Source organism: Caballeronia fortuita, assembly GCF_001544835.2.
In the GTDB taxonomy this organism is placed as follows: Bacteria; Pseudomonadota; Gammaproteobacteria; order Burkholderiales; family Burkholderiaceae; genus Caballeronia; species Caballeronia fortuita.
The window spans coordinates 107,002-124,929 of sequence record NZ_FCNX02000012.1 but is presented as its reverse complement, the minus strand read 5'-3'; the positions used below and the strand labels follow the sequence as shown (position 1 = coordinate 124,929).

13 protein-coding genes and 1 pseudogene are annotated in these 17,928 nt (G+C 59.8%); 8 read left to right on the top strand and 6 right to left on the bottom strand.

Going from position 1 to position 17,928, the window contains the following annotated elements:
* The first annotated feature begins 19 nt into the window (after window positions 1–19).
* On the top strand, window positions 20–919 hold the full coding sequence (locus AWB77_RS22675; protein WP_061136690.1) for a LysR family transcriptional regulator: 900 nt from the start codon (window positions 20–22) through the stop codon (window positions 917–919).
* A 452-nt stretch (window positions 920–1,371) separates the two neighbouring features.
* Here AWB77_RS22675 and AWB77_RS22670 read toward each other — a convergent pair whose 3' ends face one another.
* From AWB77_RS22670 to AWB77_RS22660, 3 genes are all read right to left on the bottom strand, one after another.
* Window positions 1,372–2,226 carry a CPBP family intramembrane glutamic endopeptidase gene (locus AWB77_RS22670; RefSeq protein WP_061136689.1) on the bottom strand — a complete coding sequence of 285 codons (855 nt, stop codon included), beginning with the start codon at window positions 2,224–2,226 and terminating at the stop codon, window positions 1,372–1,374.
* A 548-nt stretch (window positions 2,227–2,774) separates the two neighbouring features.
* A complete protein-coding gene (locus AWB77_RS22665; protein WP_061136688.1) occupies window positions 2,775–5,216 on the bottom strand; it encodes a hybrid sensor histidine kinase/response regulator in 2,442 nt (813 codons plus the stop codon).
* A 404-nt stretch (window positions 5,217–5,620) separates the two neighbouring features.
* Window positions 5,621–5,956 (bottom strand): HdeA/HdeB family chaperone, encoded by a 336-nt coding sequence (locus AWB77_RS22660; RefSeq protein ID WP_061136687.1) that lies wholly within the window; start codon window positions 5,954–5,956, stop codon window positions 5,621–5,623.
* A 955-nt stretch (window positions 5,957–6,911) separates the two neighbouring features.
* Between AWB77_RS22660 and AWB77_RS22655 the strand changes: the two genes are divergently transcribed.
* Window positions 6,912–7,958: an aminopeptidase gene (locus tag AWB77_RS22655; RefSeq protein WP_061136686.1), complete on the top strand. Its 1,047-nt coding sequence runs from the start codon at window positions 6,912–6,914 to the stop codon at window positions 7,956–7,958.
* 759 nt (window positions 7,959–8,717) lie between these two features.
* Here AWB77_RS22655 and AWB77_RS22650 read toward each other — a convergent pair.
* The 3 genes from AWB77_RS22650 to AWB77_RS34660 all read right to left on the bottom strand — a co-directional run bounded on the left by AWB77_RS22650 (window position 8,718) and on the right by AWB77_RS34660 (window position 12,178).
* Window positions 8,718–9,284: an FcoT family thioesterase gene (locus AWB77_RS22650; protein WP_061136685.1), complete on the bottom strand. Its 567-nt coding sequence runs from the start codon at window positions 9,282–9,284 to the stop codon at window positions 8,718–8,720.
* 831 nt (window positions 9,285–10,115) lie between these two features.
* A complete protein-coding gene (locus AWB77_RS22645; RefSeq protein ID WP_341844995.1) occupies window positions 10,116–10,850 on the bottom strand; it encodes a bestrophin-like domain in 735 nt (244 codons plus the stop codon).
* 1,127 nt (window positions 10,851–11,977) lie between these two features.
* The gene (locus AWB77_RS34660; RefSeq protein WP_074168940.1) at window positions 11,978–12,178 is read right to left on the bottom strand and encodes a DUF2934 domain-containing protein; all 201 of its coding nucleotides are present in this window, start codon (window positions 12,176–12,178) and stop codon (window positions 11,978–11,980) included.
* A 616-nt stretch (window positions 12,179–12,794) separates the two neighbouring features.
* Here AWB77_RS34660 and AWB77_RS22640 point away from each other — a divergent pair.
* From AWB77_RS22640 to AWB77_RS22615, 6 genes and pseudogenes are all read left to right on the top strand, one after another.
* Window positions 12,795–13,253, top strand: a complete 459-nt coding sequence (locus tag AWB77_RS22640) for a DUF2934 domain-containing protein (protein WP_061136683.1) — start codon at window positions 12,795–12,797, stop codon at window positions 13,251–13,253.
* The gene (locus tag AWB77_RS22635; RefSeq protein WP_157694884.1) at window positions 13,208–13,435 is read left to right on the top strand and encodes a hypothetical protein; all 228 of its coding nucleotides are present in this window, start codon (window positions 13,208–13,210) and stop codon (window positions 13,433–13,435) included. The genes AWB77_RS22640 and AWB77_RS22635 overlap by 46 nt, the downstream gene beginning before the upstream one ends.
* Window positions 13,432–14,061, top strand: coding sequence for a hypothetical protein (locus AWB77_RS22630; RefSeq protein ID WP_061136681.1), 630 nt, complete (start codon window positions 13,432–13,434; stop codon window positions 14,059–14,061). The genes AWB77_RS22635 and AWB77_RS22630 overlap by 4 nt, the downstream gene beginning before the upstream one ends.
* A 652-nt stretch (window positions 14,062–14,713) precedes the next feature.
* Window positions 14,714–15,167 (top strand): annotated as a pseudogene (locus tag AWB77_RS37020) (alpha-amylase family glycosyl hydrolase); the annotation flags it as partial.
* A 771-nt stretch (window positions 15,168–15,938) separates the two neighbouring features.
* The gene (locus AWB77_RS22620; RefSeq protein WP_061136679.1) at window positions 15,939–16,796 is read left to right on the top strand and encodes an oxidoreductase; all 858 of its coding nucleotides are present in this window, start codon (window positions 15,939–15,941) and stop codon (window positions 16,794–16,796) included.
* 101 nt (window positions 16,797–16,897) lie between these two features.
* Window positions 16,898–17,920: an LLM class flavin-dependent oxidoreductase gene (locus AWB77_RS22615; RefSeq protein WP_061136799.1), complete on the top strand. Its 1,023-nt coding sequence runs from the start codon at window positions 16,898–16,900 to the stop codon at window positions 17,918–17,920.
* Window positions 17,921–17,928: the final 8 nt, after the last annotated feature.

The window sequence follows — 17,928 nt, the reverse complement described above, 5'->3', positions numbered from 1 at the left end:
ATCTCACAGAGCGAATGCCATGGAATTGCGCCATTTGCGTTACTTCCTCGCCGTAGCGGAGGAGGGGCAGTTCACCCGCGCGGCGGCACGCTTGCACATGCAGCAACCGCCGCTGTCGCAGCAGATTCAGGAACTCGAGCAGGAATTAGGCTTCGCGCTGTTCCTGCGTCAGCCGCGCGGCGTAGAACTCACCGCGCCGGGCCAGTCGCTTGCGGAGCATGCGCGCGCGGCCTTGCGCACCTTGGAGCAGGGCGTGGCGCATGCGCGGCGCGTGTCGCAGGGGCAAGTCGGGCGGGTGCGTATCGCGCTCACAAGCTCGGCGGCGTTTCATCCGCTCGCGACCACGGCGATCCGGGCATTCCGGCAGACGCATCCGGATATCTCGATCGAACTGAGCGAGGTCAACGCGGCAGAGATCATCGAGATGATGTCGAACGGGCAGGTCGACGCGGCGATATTGCGCAAGCCCACCGAAACGCCCGCCGATTTGCGTTTCGAACTGTTGGCGCAGGAGCGCATGCGGTTGGTGCTGCCACTTGGACATGTGCTGATCGGCGCGCGCGCGATAGCGCTGGACGCGCTCGCCGGCGAGCCGTTCATCTTCGTTCGACGGCCGGGCGCGCCGGGTATGTACGCGGATTTCATCCGTGCCTGCGAGGCGCGCGGCTTCACGCCTCGCGTGGTCGATGAAGTGCCGCGTATGGTAACCGCGATCAACCTCGTTGCGGCGGGCGGGGGCGTGACACTGGTGCCGGCGTCGATGCAACGATATCGGCAGGAAAGCGTGCGCTATTGCCGCGTCGCCGGCGACGATGCGTTTAGAGCGCCGTTGCACCTCGTCACGCGTTCACAGACGCAAAGTCCGGCCGCGTCGCGCTTTAGGGAGATGGTGCTCACGTTCAGTCACGCATCGGCTTGAAGATGCGGCCGGAGCCGCAAAATCTCCAGAACATCAAACTTGATGGCTCCCGGTGACAATTCCTCTCCAAAATCTCACGGATCAGCGAGCGCGGGCAGGGGGGCGTATCAACGGATCAAATCCGATGCATGTAGGTAGTCGGAGCACTTCGGAACGAGCGCTTCTTCGTCGGGCATTCCGACCACCGAGCGGCCGCTTCTCGCTCGTGCCCATGGCCGTCGCAGGACGAGCACCTCGGAGCACAATCGTCGTTCCGAGAACTCGACGAGCCGCGGGTACTTGCCGCGCCCTGCGCGCGGCCAGCGTTCTGCCAGCGCGAGACATCATCGCTATCGTAACTGCACGGGCGTCTGGACTTTGGTGACTCCGTCGGGTCGCGTGCGAATGAAGGACGGATCGACGCATATCTCAGCCGTATTGTCTTCCTTGTGATGCGGGAGGACCGGGGTGATCTATGTAGCCGCGTGCGCCTGAAGCATCGGATAAGTGAAAAAGAGGAAATGCACGGCATTTAAGCCAAAGTGCGCGAGGATGGCGGCACTCAGGCCGCCAAAGCGATAGGCTAGGCCATAACCGACGCCCGCCACGCTTGCGAGTACCATCCATTGCCAGCCGCCGGCGAAGTGGGCCAGCCCGAACGCGATCGCCGCGATGAACAGCGCAACGAGGTCCCCACGCGCGAAGCGCGCGAGCAGGCGTGACAACCCGCCTTGGAGATAACCTCGAAATAGCGCCTCTTCAGTCAACGTGACAAGCAGCAGGTTATTGAGCATGAAGAGCCAAGTCAACGAATGCCATCTTGGCTCCCATCTCACCAGCCCTAATGCCACGGCGAGAAGCAAACAGGCGATGGTCGTACCAACGAAGCTTGCCATGCCTGCTTTCATCGATGCTTTCGCTTCGTAACGTGGGCGAATCCACGGACACGCCAGCAGCAGCCAGAATCCAATAAGGGGCTTGTCAAGATTCAAATACATCGTGAACGGTACGGCATCGCCAGCTAGTCGCTGGGCGTCGATGACGCGCAGATTATGAAAGCCTGGCACCCAGTGCATACTTAGCGCAACGGCGAGCACAATGAATAGCGCATGTCCTGTGTAACGCACCCACGCTTCGCGATGTGGCGCGATGGAGAATGCTGCGATGACCAGAAGAGCGACCGGTAGGGCGGAGAGAACAGTCACTTGCCCGCTGGCCATTGCAAGCGCGTATCCGACTACGAGCAGAACGGGTACCAGCCATTGGGCGACCGGCGTCCACAAAGCAGGCGCAGCAAGAAAAAGCGCAATGAACGGCGCGGCGAGCATGTGTTTCCTCGAACAGCGAAAGTGATAGCGTGAATGTTAAGGGTCGTCGGGTAGCGTCGTGTTAGTCACCCTGCGACGCACCAAGTGAGGTTGGAAGTGTATCTTCTCGGTAGAGAGCCAGCGGTCTCAGTCGCCAATTTATGCCGCGTTTCTTAGCCCGGAGTTACGCCGGTTTGTGCGCTGTGCCGTCAGATGCGGCGTATGCGAGCCTTGGCCCTCGCAAGCGGAAACTTCTACACCGAGCGCATCGCCGGTGACATTACCTTGACCCGACCAGCAAAAGAGAAAGGACCGCGAGAAGTCCGAGTCTACATCCGCACCCTTGCGCAGCGGCCGGACCTACGGATCGCGCCCGTGCGCAATACCCGCCGCGTTCGTTTCGTCTCTAGGCCGATCCTGCTCGACTCGCTGAACCTCACATCCTGTCCCGTCCTGTGACCTTAAAGGAGGCAAGTCGGCGATCCGTTTTACCGTTTTCGAGACTTCGTATATCCGGCGCGTAGCCCTCTTTGGTCAGGACGCTTCGGAGCAACGTCGGTCCAAGCGCATTAAGAGCTAGATGCCGGCTTATCATCTGAGGCGCGGATCCTGGCGTGATCGCCTCTGCCGGCTTTCTGCTTTGCGTGACGGCTACTGGCGGACTGCAGCGTATCCTGCAACTGCGCAAGCGAATAGGGCTTGCGCAGCGCCGACCATTCGAATTGCAAGGTCTCTTGCTCCGGGAGGGTGTTGCCGGAAGCAAAAATAACCTCGAGGTCTGGTTTCATGGCCGCTGCGCGGCGCGCCAGTTCCAGGCCGGACATATCGGACATGACGACGTCCGTGAGAAGAACATCAATGTCGCCGGCTTTGAGCACTTCGAGTGCTACGGCGGCGTCTTCCGCGCGCCGTGCGCCGATGCCCAGCAGCTGCAACAGTTCACAAAGCGCGTCGAGCGACGCCGGGTCATCATCTACTGCAAGCACCCGCAAATCTTCAAGGCGCTGGACCGGAGCACAAGGATCATCGTCGGACTCGGCCATCGGTTGTTCGATGACCTTGCGATCGCTTTCGCCGAGCACCTGCCGCACCTTCGTCGCAAGCTGCTGACGGCTGTACGGTTTGCTGAGCAGTTCCACGCCCGGGTCCAGCCGGCCGCCGTGGACGATAGCATTCTGTGTGTAGCCTGAAGTGAAGAGTACCTTGAGTCCGGGGAGCATCTGGGTGGCTTGCCTGGCCATGTCGGGGCTACGCAACGACCCCGGCATGACCACGTCCGTAAATAACAGATCGATGTGCACGCCGCTCGCGACGACAGCCAGTGCCTGCTCGGCGTCATTGGCCTTCAACACAGCGTAGCCCAAACCCGTAAGAAGCTCGACAACCGTCGATTGGACCTGCGGATCGTCCTCAACCACGAGAATGGTCTCTTCGCCGTGCTTCACACTGCCCCTCGCGCGCGGCGGGAATTCCACTGCCGTACCGGTCGAGCGAGGTAAATAGATCCTGACAGTCGTTCCTTCGCCGGTCTCACTGTAGAGCTTGATGTGCCCGCCGCTCTGCTTGACAAATCCGTATGCCATGCTCAGTCCGAGGCCAGTACCTTCGCCTTCCGGTTTCGTGCTGAAGAACGGATCGAAAGCGCGCTCCATCACTTCCCGGCTCATGCCGGTCCCCGTATCCGTAACAGCCAGCATGACATACTGTCCGGCCTTGACGTCAGGGACCGTCGAGACGTATTCGTCATCCAGCGTCGCGTTGGCGAGTTCGAGCGTAAGCTTCCCTCCGTCCGGCATCGCGTCGCGTGCATTGATAGCCAGATTGAGAATCACGTTTTCCAGCTGATGCGGGTCGACTATGATGTTCCAGAGACCGCCCGCGACAACGGACTCGATTTCAATCGTCTCGCCCAGCGCCCGGCGCAACAGGTCGTCTAGTGCGCGGAGCTGGCGCGCGGGATTAATGACAAGTGGCGCCAGTGGTTGCTGACGTCCGTAGGCGAGCAGCTGCGAGGCCAGTTTCGCGCCGCGATCCACGGCGTCGATCGCCTTGCCCAAACGCTCGGCGCTCCAGTTGTCCCGTCCGTACCTGCTTTCCAGCAGTTCCAAGTTTCCCCGTAGTACCTGCAGGACATTGTTGAAATCGTGTGCCACCCCGCCGGTCAGTTTTCCCAACGCTTCCATTTTCTGCGCCTGGAACAAAGCGCGCTGCGTCTGTTCAAGAAGTTCCGCGGCACGCCGACGCTCGGTGATGTCCCGGGTGACCTTCGCAAACCCGACGAGCTCACCATTCTCGCGGATCGCGTCAATGACGACGTGTGCGAAGAAGCGGCTGCCATCCTTGCGTACGCGCCAACCTTCCGCCTCGAAACGGCCTTCGCGTCTTGCCGTTTCCAGCCCGCGAAACGGCACTCCGGCGGCGACGTCCTCGGGGGTGTAGAACCTGGAGAAATGCGAGCCCACGATCTCGCGTTCGCTGTATCCCTTGATCCGCCGGGCGCCGGAATTCCAGCTTGTGACCCGGCCGTCGGGCGAGAGCATGAAGATGGCATAGTCGATGACACCCTGAACCAACAGGCGAAAGCTCCGCTCGCTTTGCAGCACCGCATCGTGCGCGGCCTTCTTATCGCTGACATCCTGAACCACCTTTCCATAGCCCAGGAGCTGACCGGCGCTGTCACGAAGTGCTGTCATGACGACATGGGCCCAGAACCGCGTGCCGTCCTTTCTCAGACGCCATCCTTCACTAACATAGCGACCTGAACTGGCCGCGGCTTCGAGTGCGGCCTCGGGCGCGCCCGAGGCGCGTTCGGTGTCTGTGTAAAACGCGGAGAACGACTGCCCTATAATTTCGTCAGCCCTGTAGCCTTGGATACGCTCGCCCCCCGGGTTCCACGTCATGACGATGCCGTCGGGCGAAAGGGCGAAAATGGAGTAGTCGTCAGTGGACCCGGCCCACAGTTGAAGCCATGCTGTGCCAAAGCTCGCGGCGCGGGAGATGTCGTTGCTCATGGGGAACGGTGCGCGGATGGTATGGACAAAAGTGTGTCATTGACGCATTTTTTATGCCAGAGCCGTTAAGGAACTCGCTTAGTAATTGGCCCAGTCTGCGGTCCCGTGGCGCGTCGCATCTATCGCGGAGGCTCAGATCCGCCGCCTACACGGTTTTTCTGAGAAACGTCGGAGAAACCACGCAGGTTTGTGGTCCTTCAACGACTGCTCGGAGAAACTAGATTCGCCCCTCGCAGGCAGACAGTGTGAGCGCATTTGTTAACGAAGCCTGCAGCATACAACTCGGGCGACATCGGGACCAGGATGCACCAGCTGTCATCGCTGGCGCGTCCGAAGCAATGCTTTTTTCCCGCTCGGCGCTCAGCGTCTCGCGGGGCCTGCTCGGTCCTACCCTCGATAAATCATTAATGGTGGTCAAACAGTGCAATCTGCTTCGATTTGATCATCGAGCGAACCTTCGTCATGAACTTGGTCTGCGGGTCCTTCTGACATTCCTGCGCGACGGTGGCGGCGACGGGCTGCATGGTATCGACGACGGTCGTTTCGGTGCCTGTCACACCGAGCTTGTCGACGCCTGCAACCCAGTAAACGAGCGCCGGCTTATACGCTTCATCCACCTGAACGAAGTCCGCGCACGTCATCTTGGCTGGCGCGATTTTCTGTTCGGCAGCGCGGGCCACTGTGGACGCTCCGATGGCGAGAGCACATACGGAGGCTGCGATGCATTTAACGAGTGTCATTTAATACTCCTTGATGGTTATTGAGTTTAAGGCTGCCTGGGCATCGTATCGACGTTGAATTAGCCACAAATTATTCTCGATGAGAAGCCACTGCGCTCCTTTCCGGGGGTGCGCAAGTCATCGGATGGCTGAGTTGGACGTCCGGTCGATGCCACGAACGTTGCCAACTTATGTCGCTTCGAAAACACTTTCGCATCGAACCAAACAGCACTGTGACCTTGTTGATATTCGGAGGCCGCTGCGAACAGTCGCCTGCGCGACCTAAGACATCTTCGCCAGCAGGGGGAGTCGACCCTCCATACTTCGCGTCGCGCCACCTCACTTTCAATGAACTTCAGCGGGCACGAAGCATCGGTGCAATGTCAATTGGTCTTGGATTGAATCCTGAGCCCGAAACCGGACAAAGGACTTCGCGACGGCAGCAATCTCATCCGCGCGCCACGTCAACGTTGCACGTAGATCGCATAATTCTCTGCTAATTGAAACAAGGGAAACTCCATTCCAGACTTCTTCGGACGGTTTTGATCCGCACCGAACGAGCCTCCCCGATTCGGGGTATAAGGCCGCCCGCTGACATGGGCGGTCCTGGTCTGCCGAACGTATTCGGCGTTGCACAATCTAGAGAGGTGAATCATGTGGAATGAACTCAGTATGGGACAAACCGGTGGGGCAGTTGCGCAAGGCGCGCAGTTCGCTGCTTCAAGACCTCAGTCTGTAGATGATGCTGTCCGTCAAATTCAGACAGCAGTCGTAGGCGCCGCTGAGGGTGCCTATCCGTCGAGCTGGTTGTTCGCATCCGTCGGCGACGACTAACGATGGTGCATTGAGTCCACCGTGCTGCTCGATGCCGATACTGCATGCACGCGCTCGGAATGCAGTAGGCGTGACGGACGGGCAAGCACGGTGGTCCAGTGTGACCGAGGCTCTATCCCCCATCTTTTGTAAGGCATCGACCATGCAACATCATCTCGAACAGCGCCCGCATGTAGCCGAAGGAATGCGCATGCTCATCCTCGACTATCTGAGGCTCGGCGCTGGCTCCAGACTACTCATACGCTGGAACCTGGACGCGGCCGATCTGGCGGCGCAAACAGCGCTTTCGGATTTCGTCGCCCTGTGTGGTCAGGAATCTGTCGATGTGAACGCTGAAGCGGTCGATGAGCAGTCGACCTTTTGTTTTGACGACATGGCAGGATACGATGTCGTTCTCTACGTCAGCAAAACCAAGAGCATTCATAGAAAGCAGCTTCTTACAGGTCTGCAAGACTATGTCGGCAGGACAACCGTGTACCGCCTGTTCGATTTCGGATACGAATTGTTCGAACTATGTTTCCGTATGTCGAAAGACGAATTGCAGAATCTAAATACAAGAGTTTTAGCCTGCGCAAAAGCATGCTCGAAGATTACCATCACGAGCGACACGGGGACCGATCTGGTGGTGCGCCCTGATTCGCTGGCTAGTTGGACGAGCAATCATGGAGATTTTCGCGCACCGTTTCCCGGTGTGTTTCCCTGTGGCGAGGTCAGCACGTACTCGGCGGACATCGAAGGCGTCTTGGTCGCCGATGGTGCGATCAACATGAGCTATCCGTTCGAATTCGATCCGCGACTGGACGGTAGGGAAGTTGTTCTGCAAATAAGCGAAGGACGTGTGACTGATTACTCGTGCAAGGATGTTCTGATCGACAGTTTGTGCAAGAAGTTGTTTGAAATCGAGAACGCTAACAGGGTAGGTGAAATCGGCCTCGGTACGAACCAAACAATCTCACGTTTCGTTCCTTTCCGGTCGTTAATCAATGAGCGCGTTGCCGGATTTCATCTGGGCATCGGCTCACCCGTTAAGAAAGGCGCGTATCCGGACTGGAACTGCCGTTTGCACACCGATTTCATTCTCGCGCGACCGACGATCCGTTTCGATGATGAGATTGTCTTCAGCGACGGGAAGTGGACGCTTTCAAGCGGAATGACCGCCGAGGCGGATCTTTACGTGGATGCAATTTGAGCCGCGTGACGCCATACCCACGTAACAGTCTCGGCCAACGGCGCCAGCGCAAGGCTCCGGGACAAGTCGGTGTATCTTCCGTCGACCCTTTTGCAGGCCTTTTCGCCACCCACCGCGTGAACTACCCTCGGAAGGGCTCACGCCATGGTCTCGACCCAGCGTAGCGGAACCGGCCGCCAGCGGAAGCGATTACTGGCGGCGACCGAGGCCCAATGAAGGCGCTCAAGAACGATGCGTTGGAAGAAGTGCTTGCAACGGGATTGGCAGGAGTTGCTGGGCGCCGACCTGAGCGCAGCGAGACGCGAAGCTGCTACCGCGAAACTCGAGCTGAGGTGGCACGGTGGGCGGCATAGCAAGTTATCAACGGCGCTGGACACCCCCGCGCTGGCGTGAGACGTGGTCCACCAGGAACTGTCGTTCGGCGGCTCGACCAGCATCATCGACGATTGACCGACCTGGCCACGCACTGTGGACCGATGTAGCTCGACTTCGGAACGGGGACAACTAGCCAAGGCTGCCGATGCTCAGCAAACCAGCATAACTTGATCGGCGCACGAATCATTCGAGGAGAACCACCGACAGTTCTGCAACTGATCCCGGACGCACCATCACGCATCTTCCGTGTACGAGCTCGCATAGGCCGCGACGCTGTCACATTGGTTCGCATGGCGCACGCGGTGGTGGCAGTCGAATCCGTCCGACTCAAGGATAGCCTGCGGATCGGCAATCTTTATGGTCTTGTCGCCCGAGCGGCAACGCTCAAATGTCGGGCATGGCGAAAGTCGCGTCGCCCATAAACGCAGGCCGTGCCTCGAAAGTAGAAGAGCCGTCGATGAACGCAAATTCCGATGCCAGGAATATCACGCCAGCACGTTTTCTCGCTGCGGTGAATGCGAGGCGCATGAAGGTATTTTTGCCGTCTAGCGTACGCCGGTACTGCATTCGAACAGAAGTAATGAACGTCCTAGTAAGAACGTGTTCCTTGAATACATGAATTGATGTCGTCCTAATTGATTTGCGGAGCTCGTGCGGCTCGTCATCGACGATGAGCTCAGCAATTGCGAGAAAGGCGAGTTGGTTCAGGCAAAGCAGCGACTCCACGGCGTTGAAGTGACCCGTCTCAGATCCATAGAACGTCACAGGCACACACACTTCGGCGATTGTCACCAACGACTTGTCCTGCGTGACGTCCCGGAACGCCTCCTTAATATATACGCACTCCTGCTTGTAAGGTTCAAGAATGCTGTCTTTCAGGGATGAGGAAATGGGGCGAAAAAGATCAGTGTGTTTCAACTGGGACTGGAGCGGTCTCTGCGGAGCAAGCATGGTCGTTTCCTTTGAACTGGGAGATGAACGCAAACCCGAACATCAACGAATGGCGGTCCGATCGAGTGGTTAAGGCTGCTCGGTTCAGCGTGTCTAGGCAAGTGAAATGTAGGCGCAAAGAATTAGCCGAGGGTGAGCGCTCTCTTGCCCATTAAAGCTGCTTCGACCGGCGCGGCGCGCCGATGATGCATTCTGCGGCGCAAAGCTCAGCGGATGAGACCGCGTCTTGCCCGCGGACGAAATGGCTAATGCTTTAGCGGTTTAGGCTTCACTTAGCACTGGTGTCTGTGTACTGCTTGGCTGCACCAGTGCGACCGATCGCCCTTTCGGCCATTGCCGGCATTGGTGCTGGTTGCGGGCAAATTCGGCGGCCGAACGGATCGCCGACGTTACCGGCGCCTCGCGGCAGGCCCCACCTGAATGATCAACAAATTCATACACCCACAAGTGACACTGGCGCTATCCGGTGCGTCCATTTAGACGGGCTCGCGCGAGCGGGTCGTTAGCGAACCCCTTGCCGACATTCCTAAGGCGACGCTGGCAACGCCGCATAGCCGGTCACTGCCGACTCTTCATGCGACGATGCACTCGCTACTCCACAGGGCGACAAACGAGCACAAAATGCAGCGTCGCCACGCTAATAGTGCACGTGCGGACAAAGTGGCCGGCACGGTTGGAAATATCCGCGTCGTGATCGCGAGCCCCATCGCGCCGATGACTCGCCAGGAAGGCGGCGGCGCTCTTGAAAGTTCGCGCCTATGCGGCGAGGCAAGACTTCGACGCTTCGGCTCGTCGCTCAACAGGTCATTGGGAAGCGCCGGACGGCGCGCGTCACCGGCCCAGACGTTCGAGGGCTTCGCGCATGGCGCGCGTCGATACCCGGATGACGCCATCGAGCGGCGTATCCATTTCTAGGATTACGAAAATCGCCCCGGATGCGCAGAGCGCGCAAATCAAAAATGCAAAGATGACGGTGCCGTTGCGCGGCGACAGCACACCGAAAGTCCCGAAGATCACCGCAAGCCAACACACGAGCACGAACATCAGCGTGCGCGGCAGTGTGCCTTCCCGCCGCAGCAGCGCTAGGGATCGCGCAGTGAAAACGTCATCGGCGATTTGTTTGGCGCGCGTTTTAAGATCTCGTTGAGTGTCGTTGGCCGCTTGAAGACTCTCGATGCCGCGGCCGAACTCTTCCATGCGCCCGATAATCGCGGGGCTGTCGAGCCGCGCGTCGCGCGTCGCGTCGTTCGATGCGATCAACGCGATCCAGTCCGCGTAGTTGCGCTTCAGCGTTTGCCGCAACGGCCCGGTTTCGGGTCCGTATTGCGAAAGCACACTGTCAAGGCGAATCATGTTCGCCGCGTTCTGGATCAGGGCGTTGTTGACCGCATCGAAGGAATTTTTCGCCGAAGAAATGAGCAGACCGAGGACGAGCGCCGCGATTGTCGCGACCAAGCCGATCGAGAGTTTGATGGCACTCATCGAGTCGTCGCTGAGATGGTGATCGGGCAAGCGCGTACTGATATAGAGACCGAGCAGCGCGCTAAGCGAAACGACCAAGAACACCAGCAACGCAACTATTGAATGAGACAATGCGCTTCTCCCGGGCGTTGTCCTGGCGTGCGAGTGGGCGATGTTATGCTGCCTTTGCAAACTGGCGACGCCCGCTGCGACAAGGCGCATGATAACCGAAAGATGCCCGCCCGGACGGCTACCGACTCGTCTGCGGTCACCGGCTTCTGTACTTCTTTGGCAACCGAGTCGCTCACCATCTCGCCTCGAAACTCGGGCAATACGGTCTAAGGGCAAAGGATCCCGGAGGCCGGCTGGCGATCTGAGTCGCCCCGCTAGTGATCGCCGCTGCCACCCTTCCTGCTTTGCACGCCCGTACTAGCGGATTGAAGCGCATGCTGCAGCTGCGCGCGCGAATCTAGCTCTTCGTAGCGCCGACCTTCGAGATGCAGTCCTCTTGCCTCGGCAGCGTGTTTCCTAAGAAGCAACAATAAACCGGATGTTTTGACTAGAGTCAGCTTTCCAAATAGCACGGTATGCGGTGGAAACCGACGCGTTCTACCGGAAAGGCGAACCGCTGTCCGGCTTGCAAGCAGATGACGCCGTCGGTGCGTATCGTTTAAGCAATGCGGCAGCCGCTAGCAAGTTCGGTTAGGACGAGCGTCATACAATGGGCCGAGATGCGATGCGAAAGAGTGGTGTTCGCGCGGGACCTTGTTGGAGACAACGTGATGCTTGCCGTCACGCTCGTTATTCGCGCACCCGATGGCATAACCCGCGCAACCGCGTCCTGGGCGATTTCCCGTGACCCATCGAAGGGCTCCGCTTCGTCTTCCTGTACGCAATGGCCGAAATCGATCACCGGCCGCTTCCTGGGGCAGAGTGGGCGGCGCAACAATGGTAGTCCGGCCGAGACGATTGGGGCGTGCCTCGGTATGCCAGTTCCAATGATCGCGCTTCCAATAAGTCCACTCCTTCTTGTTGATCTAACTCTGCCGTGCAGCAGAGGAACAGCGCACCGGCTTGTTTGCCGCTTCGGTTCCTGTGGACCCAATGACTGCCCGTCTCGGTGGCGAGCCGCGCGGCGGCGAGTCGGTGACGATCGATCAAAGTCCACGCGTCGCTGAAGCCGACCACCGGCCGGCGCGGAGCACATGGCGATCTGCGGCACGGCTCCGCGATTACGCCCCATCCGGGGAACCGCGTGCGTCTAGTTCTTCAGCGGGTTCAATCGCTCGAGCATTGTTAGTAGGCCCATTCACGCCGAGTTCTTGCCGAGCGCGTTCCCAGAACTCGTCGGCTTGGCCTTCAGGGCACCCGGCTTCCTCCCAGAGCCGATAAGCCACAGTTCTAATCTGTTCTTCGGTGATGGACGATTGCATAGGTGCCTCGCGACGAAGAGGTTCGCATTCTGGGTACACCAATCATAGTAGATGATTTGAACAAGTGGACTTGCGATGTTTGCTTGCCGAGCAAGTCGTCTGGCCGGCCCCTTCTGCGGCTGCAATTCCTTCCATAGTGGCAGGCGCCCGGACAACTTTGCTTGACACCGAAGCGCCACGGCAATCTCCACAGTCAGGAAAGAAAGCCGACGGGGCCTGATCACCAGCGCGAGGTGATCGAGGTGCCATCAGTACCTTTATTTGAGCCTGTCTACTTGGTGCTCGCGACGTTGACGGACGTACCTTCCAGAACCTGGGGTACGCTCGGCTTCGATTCTGCCTCGGTCGGACAGGCTTAGCACGCGCGTCCGACCGGCTGAGGTCTTCACTTGCGGACTCCTGAGATCAGCGAGGTCGCTATTGATGCGAGGAGCGCCTCGCCCGTGCGGCGTTCCGAACCGGTTCCCGCGCACTATGCGGTGTCCCGGCCGTGTCCCGGGGATCTCCGCCTCTCTCCACCGTGCCATTACTTGGATCGGTTCTCGGCGGGACCGGATCGTGCGCCATCGCCGGCTTGAACGTGCTGATGACACTGAGTCGAGCGGAGTGAACAGACATGAACGACGACGAACTACGCCTCCGGGCGTACTACATGTGGGAAGCGGCCGGTCGACCCGATGGCGATCCGGATCGACACTGGGCGCAGGCTCGTGGCGACGCGGGCCTGATCGATGAGGCACGGGAGGAGATCGTTGCCGATCGACTTGCCGACGTTCTGTCGCCCGAAAACCGCGCGGTTCTCGAGCAACAGATCCTGCCGAACTATCTCGCGCGGCGTCGCTGGTTCGCGACAAAAAACCAAGCAATCCGATCGCTCAAGCTCGCCGACCCGGCCGCCATCGACGAGTTTGCTGTACTCGCCCAGATCGAAGTCGCACTCGACGCAGCGTTGAACGCTACGCCTTGCCGCTGGCGGTTTCATGGGACGGTGACGCTGGCGGTGACGCCGAGCGTACTCCGATGCGTGACATGGCCATCGTGGCGGTGCTTGGCGACGGGCGCCGTGGCATTCTGAGCGACGCGTTCTTTATGCCCGCGTTCATCCGTTCCCTGCTTGGCCAGACGAGTCAAGGAGCGGCGAGCGCTTCGGAGGAAAACGGCACGCTCGATTTCAGGCCGGAGCCCGCCGCGCGCGAAGTGGAGGTCGTCGGTGGGCGTCTGGGCGTAGTTGCACGCCGTGCTGTCGAAGGCACATGACGACGCTGCCTTCGATCCCGAAGTTGCTCGCGGCGATTGAACAATTCGAGCGCGCAGTCGATGTTCTCTTGTCTTGCGATGATCCGCTCGTCTCCCGCATCGTTGATGCGCGATCGGAGATCGTCGAAGCCGTTCGCCGCGCGCAGTTCGGTGACTCGGGCGCATTGAAGATCCGCATCCACGGCGACTTCCATCTCGGACAGGTGCTGTGGTCGGGCACGGATGCTTACATCATCGACTTTGAAGGCGAGCCCGCGCGGCCGATCGAATCGCGCCGTGCGAAGTCAAGCGCGGTGAAGGACGTGGCCGGCCTGCTCAGATCGATCGATTATGCGGCGGCATTCGCGGCCAAAGAGGAAAATAGGGCTGACGGCGCAGCGATTCTCCATGCGCCGATCAGCGCTGCGGAAAAGGGCTTCCTGCGCGCGTATCAGGACGCGCGCGGAACGGAGGTGACCGCATCCGTAATGAGTGACGCACCCGATCTCCTGAACTTGTTTGCGCTTGAAAAAGCGGCCTACGAGGTCTGCTATGAAGCGGCGAACCGACCGGACTGGCTTTTGATCCCAGTGCGAGGAATGGTACGCGCGCTCGCCGCTTTTACCGACGCAGTCAACGCTCCATGACACGACGCTCAGGTAGGTCCCGTTGTGCGGCCTACGGCCCGGCCGTTCGCTGCCGCTCCGGCCCCAAGAAACGGGACATAGATCTTCGGCACTCACGCGGACGGGCGGTGAATGTCAGCCCGCGCCCAGCGGGCCTTGGCGGACAGTCAAGCGTGAAACGAGCACCGTCGTGCTAGCGCCGAGACGACTGCAGGACACCGGTCGCACCGACAAGTGCGTTCAATGCGACTGCACGCAACGAGAAAAATCTCAACATGGACAGCGGGCGTCTACGACGACTGCTCATGCCTTGCAGTTCGACAGGGCGAACGCCGGCTGATAGGACAAACTCATGTGCGTCGCGCCTTAGGCCGAAATCAGCGCGGCAGAGTTTGAATCAAGATGGCAAAGCACTAGTGGCCCTACTATGCACGACAACAAGTTCATGAGCGGCACCGAGGTACCCACTGCCTCTCCTTCGGCGCGCATCTCAATATCAACGGCAGGAGGATCACGGGACGCGTCCACAACAAGGGTATCCGCGTACGCGCTTTCGGCTTGGGGCGCCGTCGCTCCAACGCGTGCAAGGCGAGATTCAGCGAGCCGGAGCACCACGCCTGAACTCATCGAAATTGAACTCGCTGACGACGGCGGGTCCGAAGTGGAAGCCGACGCCGGGGCCGGGACGCTGTATCGATATTGTTTCGACTGCGAGCTCGCCGCTCTCGATCTCGCGTCGCGCTTCCAACCGCAGGACGTGATTGGGCAAGCGAAGTCTTGAATCCTGACGCATACAACTGGAACAACGAGGATTGACAAGGGCGCCCGTGAGAAGAAACGGTGCTATACAAACGGCACGTCGGCGCGATGTGTGGCTATGCGGGCGCTACGCGCGTCTGCGGGAACTTGCGCAACTTGGCGTGACAACCATCGAACTGATGCCGCTCAACGACTTTTCCGGTACCGCAACTTAGGCCACGACGGGGTGCTGCCCTACGCGCGCGACTCGACCTATGGACGCACGGAAGAACTCAAGCAGCTCATCGACGCTGCGCATGGCCTGGCGCTGATGGTGGTTCTTGATGTCGTCTCACCACTTCGGTCCCGACGGGAACTACCTGCATGCGTAGGCCAAGACATTTTTCGGGGAAGGGGTGAACGCACCATGGCGTCCTGCGACCGATTTCCGCACTGCCGCAGGCGCGTGACTTGCTGTGTGACAAGATCCGATCATCTCGTCGCAAAGAGCTAGGCGCCGATAGCGGCGCGGCGCGTGATGCGGACCAAGCTGACGTCCTAGTGCACTAAGATTTAGGCACCGCCCTCAGCTGTGCTATGCGAGCCTTGTTTTCCAACCGATAAGCCGCGATTTTGCGAGGCAGACCATGAGGATCCGATGTCCGACCATTTGATCGCGCTGGCCTTGACGGTCTGCGGGGCAATTGGCATTGGGCTCGCCGGATATGGACTTCTCAAGGCTCTTTTGACGTTGCTGCTCCTCCTCCATGGAGAACGCTAACTGTCTGGACGTCAAGCTGGGCCGCGACTAATTTCCGCTCACGCCTGCAGCGCTTAGGAGCGGCCGTGGTCTTCGAGGGCGACTCCGCCTTCCTTCAGGAACGTGGCGACGTCCCTCGCGAACCGGGAGTCGTCGTCTTTCTAGAAGCCGTCGAATAAGCGCAGACACCGTGTTGCCGCGAGCGTCCGAGACCTGCTTCGTCGCAATCGCGCTTCCCGACCTTGGTGAGCGACGCAGGACACATTTGCGTTCGCGCGCGCAATTTTCCATTGACGGAAAAGTCATTCCACCCATTCCCGTCTAATCAAAAGCTTCCGCCGGTCCGACACTTCTCCCATGCACCTCGTTCCACATCCAGCACGAACCACGGAGAAGAGCCATGAACACCCTCACGAAACAGCAATTTAAACGCGTCTGGTTTATCACCGGCGCATCCCGCGGTTTCGGCGCACTGATTACGCAAGCCGCGCTCGACGATGGCAACGCCGTCGTCGCGACCGGCCGCAACGCCGCCGCGATCGCCGAGCGGCTTGGAGAGTCGCCTGCGTTGCTCACCTTTGCACTCGACGTGACAAACGAGGCACAGGCGAAGGCAGCGGTTGAAGCCGCGGTCGATAAGTTCGGCCGCATCGATGTGCTGGTCAATAACGCGGGCTTCGGGCTGCTCGCGGCGGTCGAGGAATCGAGCGATGCCGAGGTTCGCCGCATTTACGAGACCAACGTGTTTGGCTTGCTCAACGTCACACGCGCCGTGTTGCCTGTGATGCGCAAACAGCGTTCGGGGCATGTGATCAACACGTCGTCAATCGTCGGTTATCAGGCGGCGGCAGGCGTCGGCGTCTACAGCTCGACGAAATTCGCTGTGGAAGGTATCACGGAAGCGCTGCATGCTGAACTCAGGCCGCTTGGCATTCACGTAACAATGATCGAGCCCGGGTTCTTCCGCACCGACTTTCTGGATGCGTCGTCGTTGGCCGTCGGCAAGACGATCATTGGTGACTATGAAGAGACCTCGGGCAGGCTGCGGCGCCTCGCTGGCGAAATCAATCATAATCAGCCAGGCGATCCTGCAAGACTGGCAACCGCGATGATCAGACTCGTCGATGCCGAGACGCCACCGCTGCGTCTGCCGCTCGGCACCGACACACTTAAGGCACTGGCCGAAAAGAATGCGTATGTGACGGCCGAAACGCAAACCTGGAAGTCGCTTTCCGCATCCACCGACTTCCCGGCCTGAACCGCAAAAAACTAAGGGGCAGACGGCGCGCGTGCAAGCGGCGTCTGCCCGATTCGCACAAGATGCGGGCATCGCCTATCGAGCTTGCGCGCAACATTGACATGAAAAAAATCGGTTTTTTATCGTTTGGCCATTGGTCTGAGTCGGCACACTCGCACACGCGTTCAGCTTCCGACGTCCTGCTCCAATCCATCGACCTCGCGGTTGCTGCCGAGCAACTGGGCGCGGACGGGGCGTTTTTCCGCGTGCATCATTTCGCGCGGCAGCTCGCGTCGCCGTTCCCGCTACTGGCGGCTGTGGGCGCGAAAACCAGCCGCATCGAAATCGGCACAGCCGTCATCGACATGAGGTACGAGAACCCGCTGTACATGGCCGAGGAGGCGGGCGCCGCCGACCTCATCGCCGGTGGACGCCTGCAACTCGGCATCAGCCGCGGCTCGGGCGAACAGGTGATCGACGGCTGGCGATATTTCGGCTTTGCACCGGGTGAGGGTGAGACGCACGGCGATATGGCCCGTCGGCACACTGAAGTGTTCTACGAAGTGCTGCGCGGCGAAGGTTTCGCCGAGCCAAATCCCCGACCGATGTTCGCGAACCCGCCGGGCCTGCTACGGGTGGAGCCTCATTCGGAGGGCTTGCGCGATCGCATCTGGTGGGGCTCGGGATCGCACGCCACCGCGGTATGGGCAGCCGGAATGGGCATGAACCTGCAGTGCTCGACCTTGAAGAACGATGAGTCGGGCCGTCCTCTGCATGTTCAGCAGGCGGAGCAGATCCGCGCTTACCGGCAGGCGTGGAAGGAAGCCGGACACGAGCGTGAGCCGCGAGTGTCGGTGAGTCGTAGCATCTTTCCGCTGGTGAACGATCGCGATCGCAGGTACTTCGGACGCGATGCGAACAGCGACGACACGATCGGCCTGCTGGACGGCAACATCCGGACGGTTTTCGGCCGCAGTTATGCGGCAGAGCCCGACGCGCTCGTCAGGCAGCTCGCAGCCGACGAGGCGATTGCCGAAGCCGACACGCTACTGTTGACCGTGCCGAATCAACTCGGCGTGGAGTACTGCGCACACGTGATCGAATCGATCCTCACGCACGTCGCCCCCTCGCTCGGCTGGCGTTAGGACAAGAT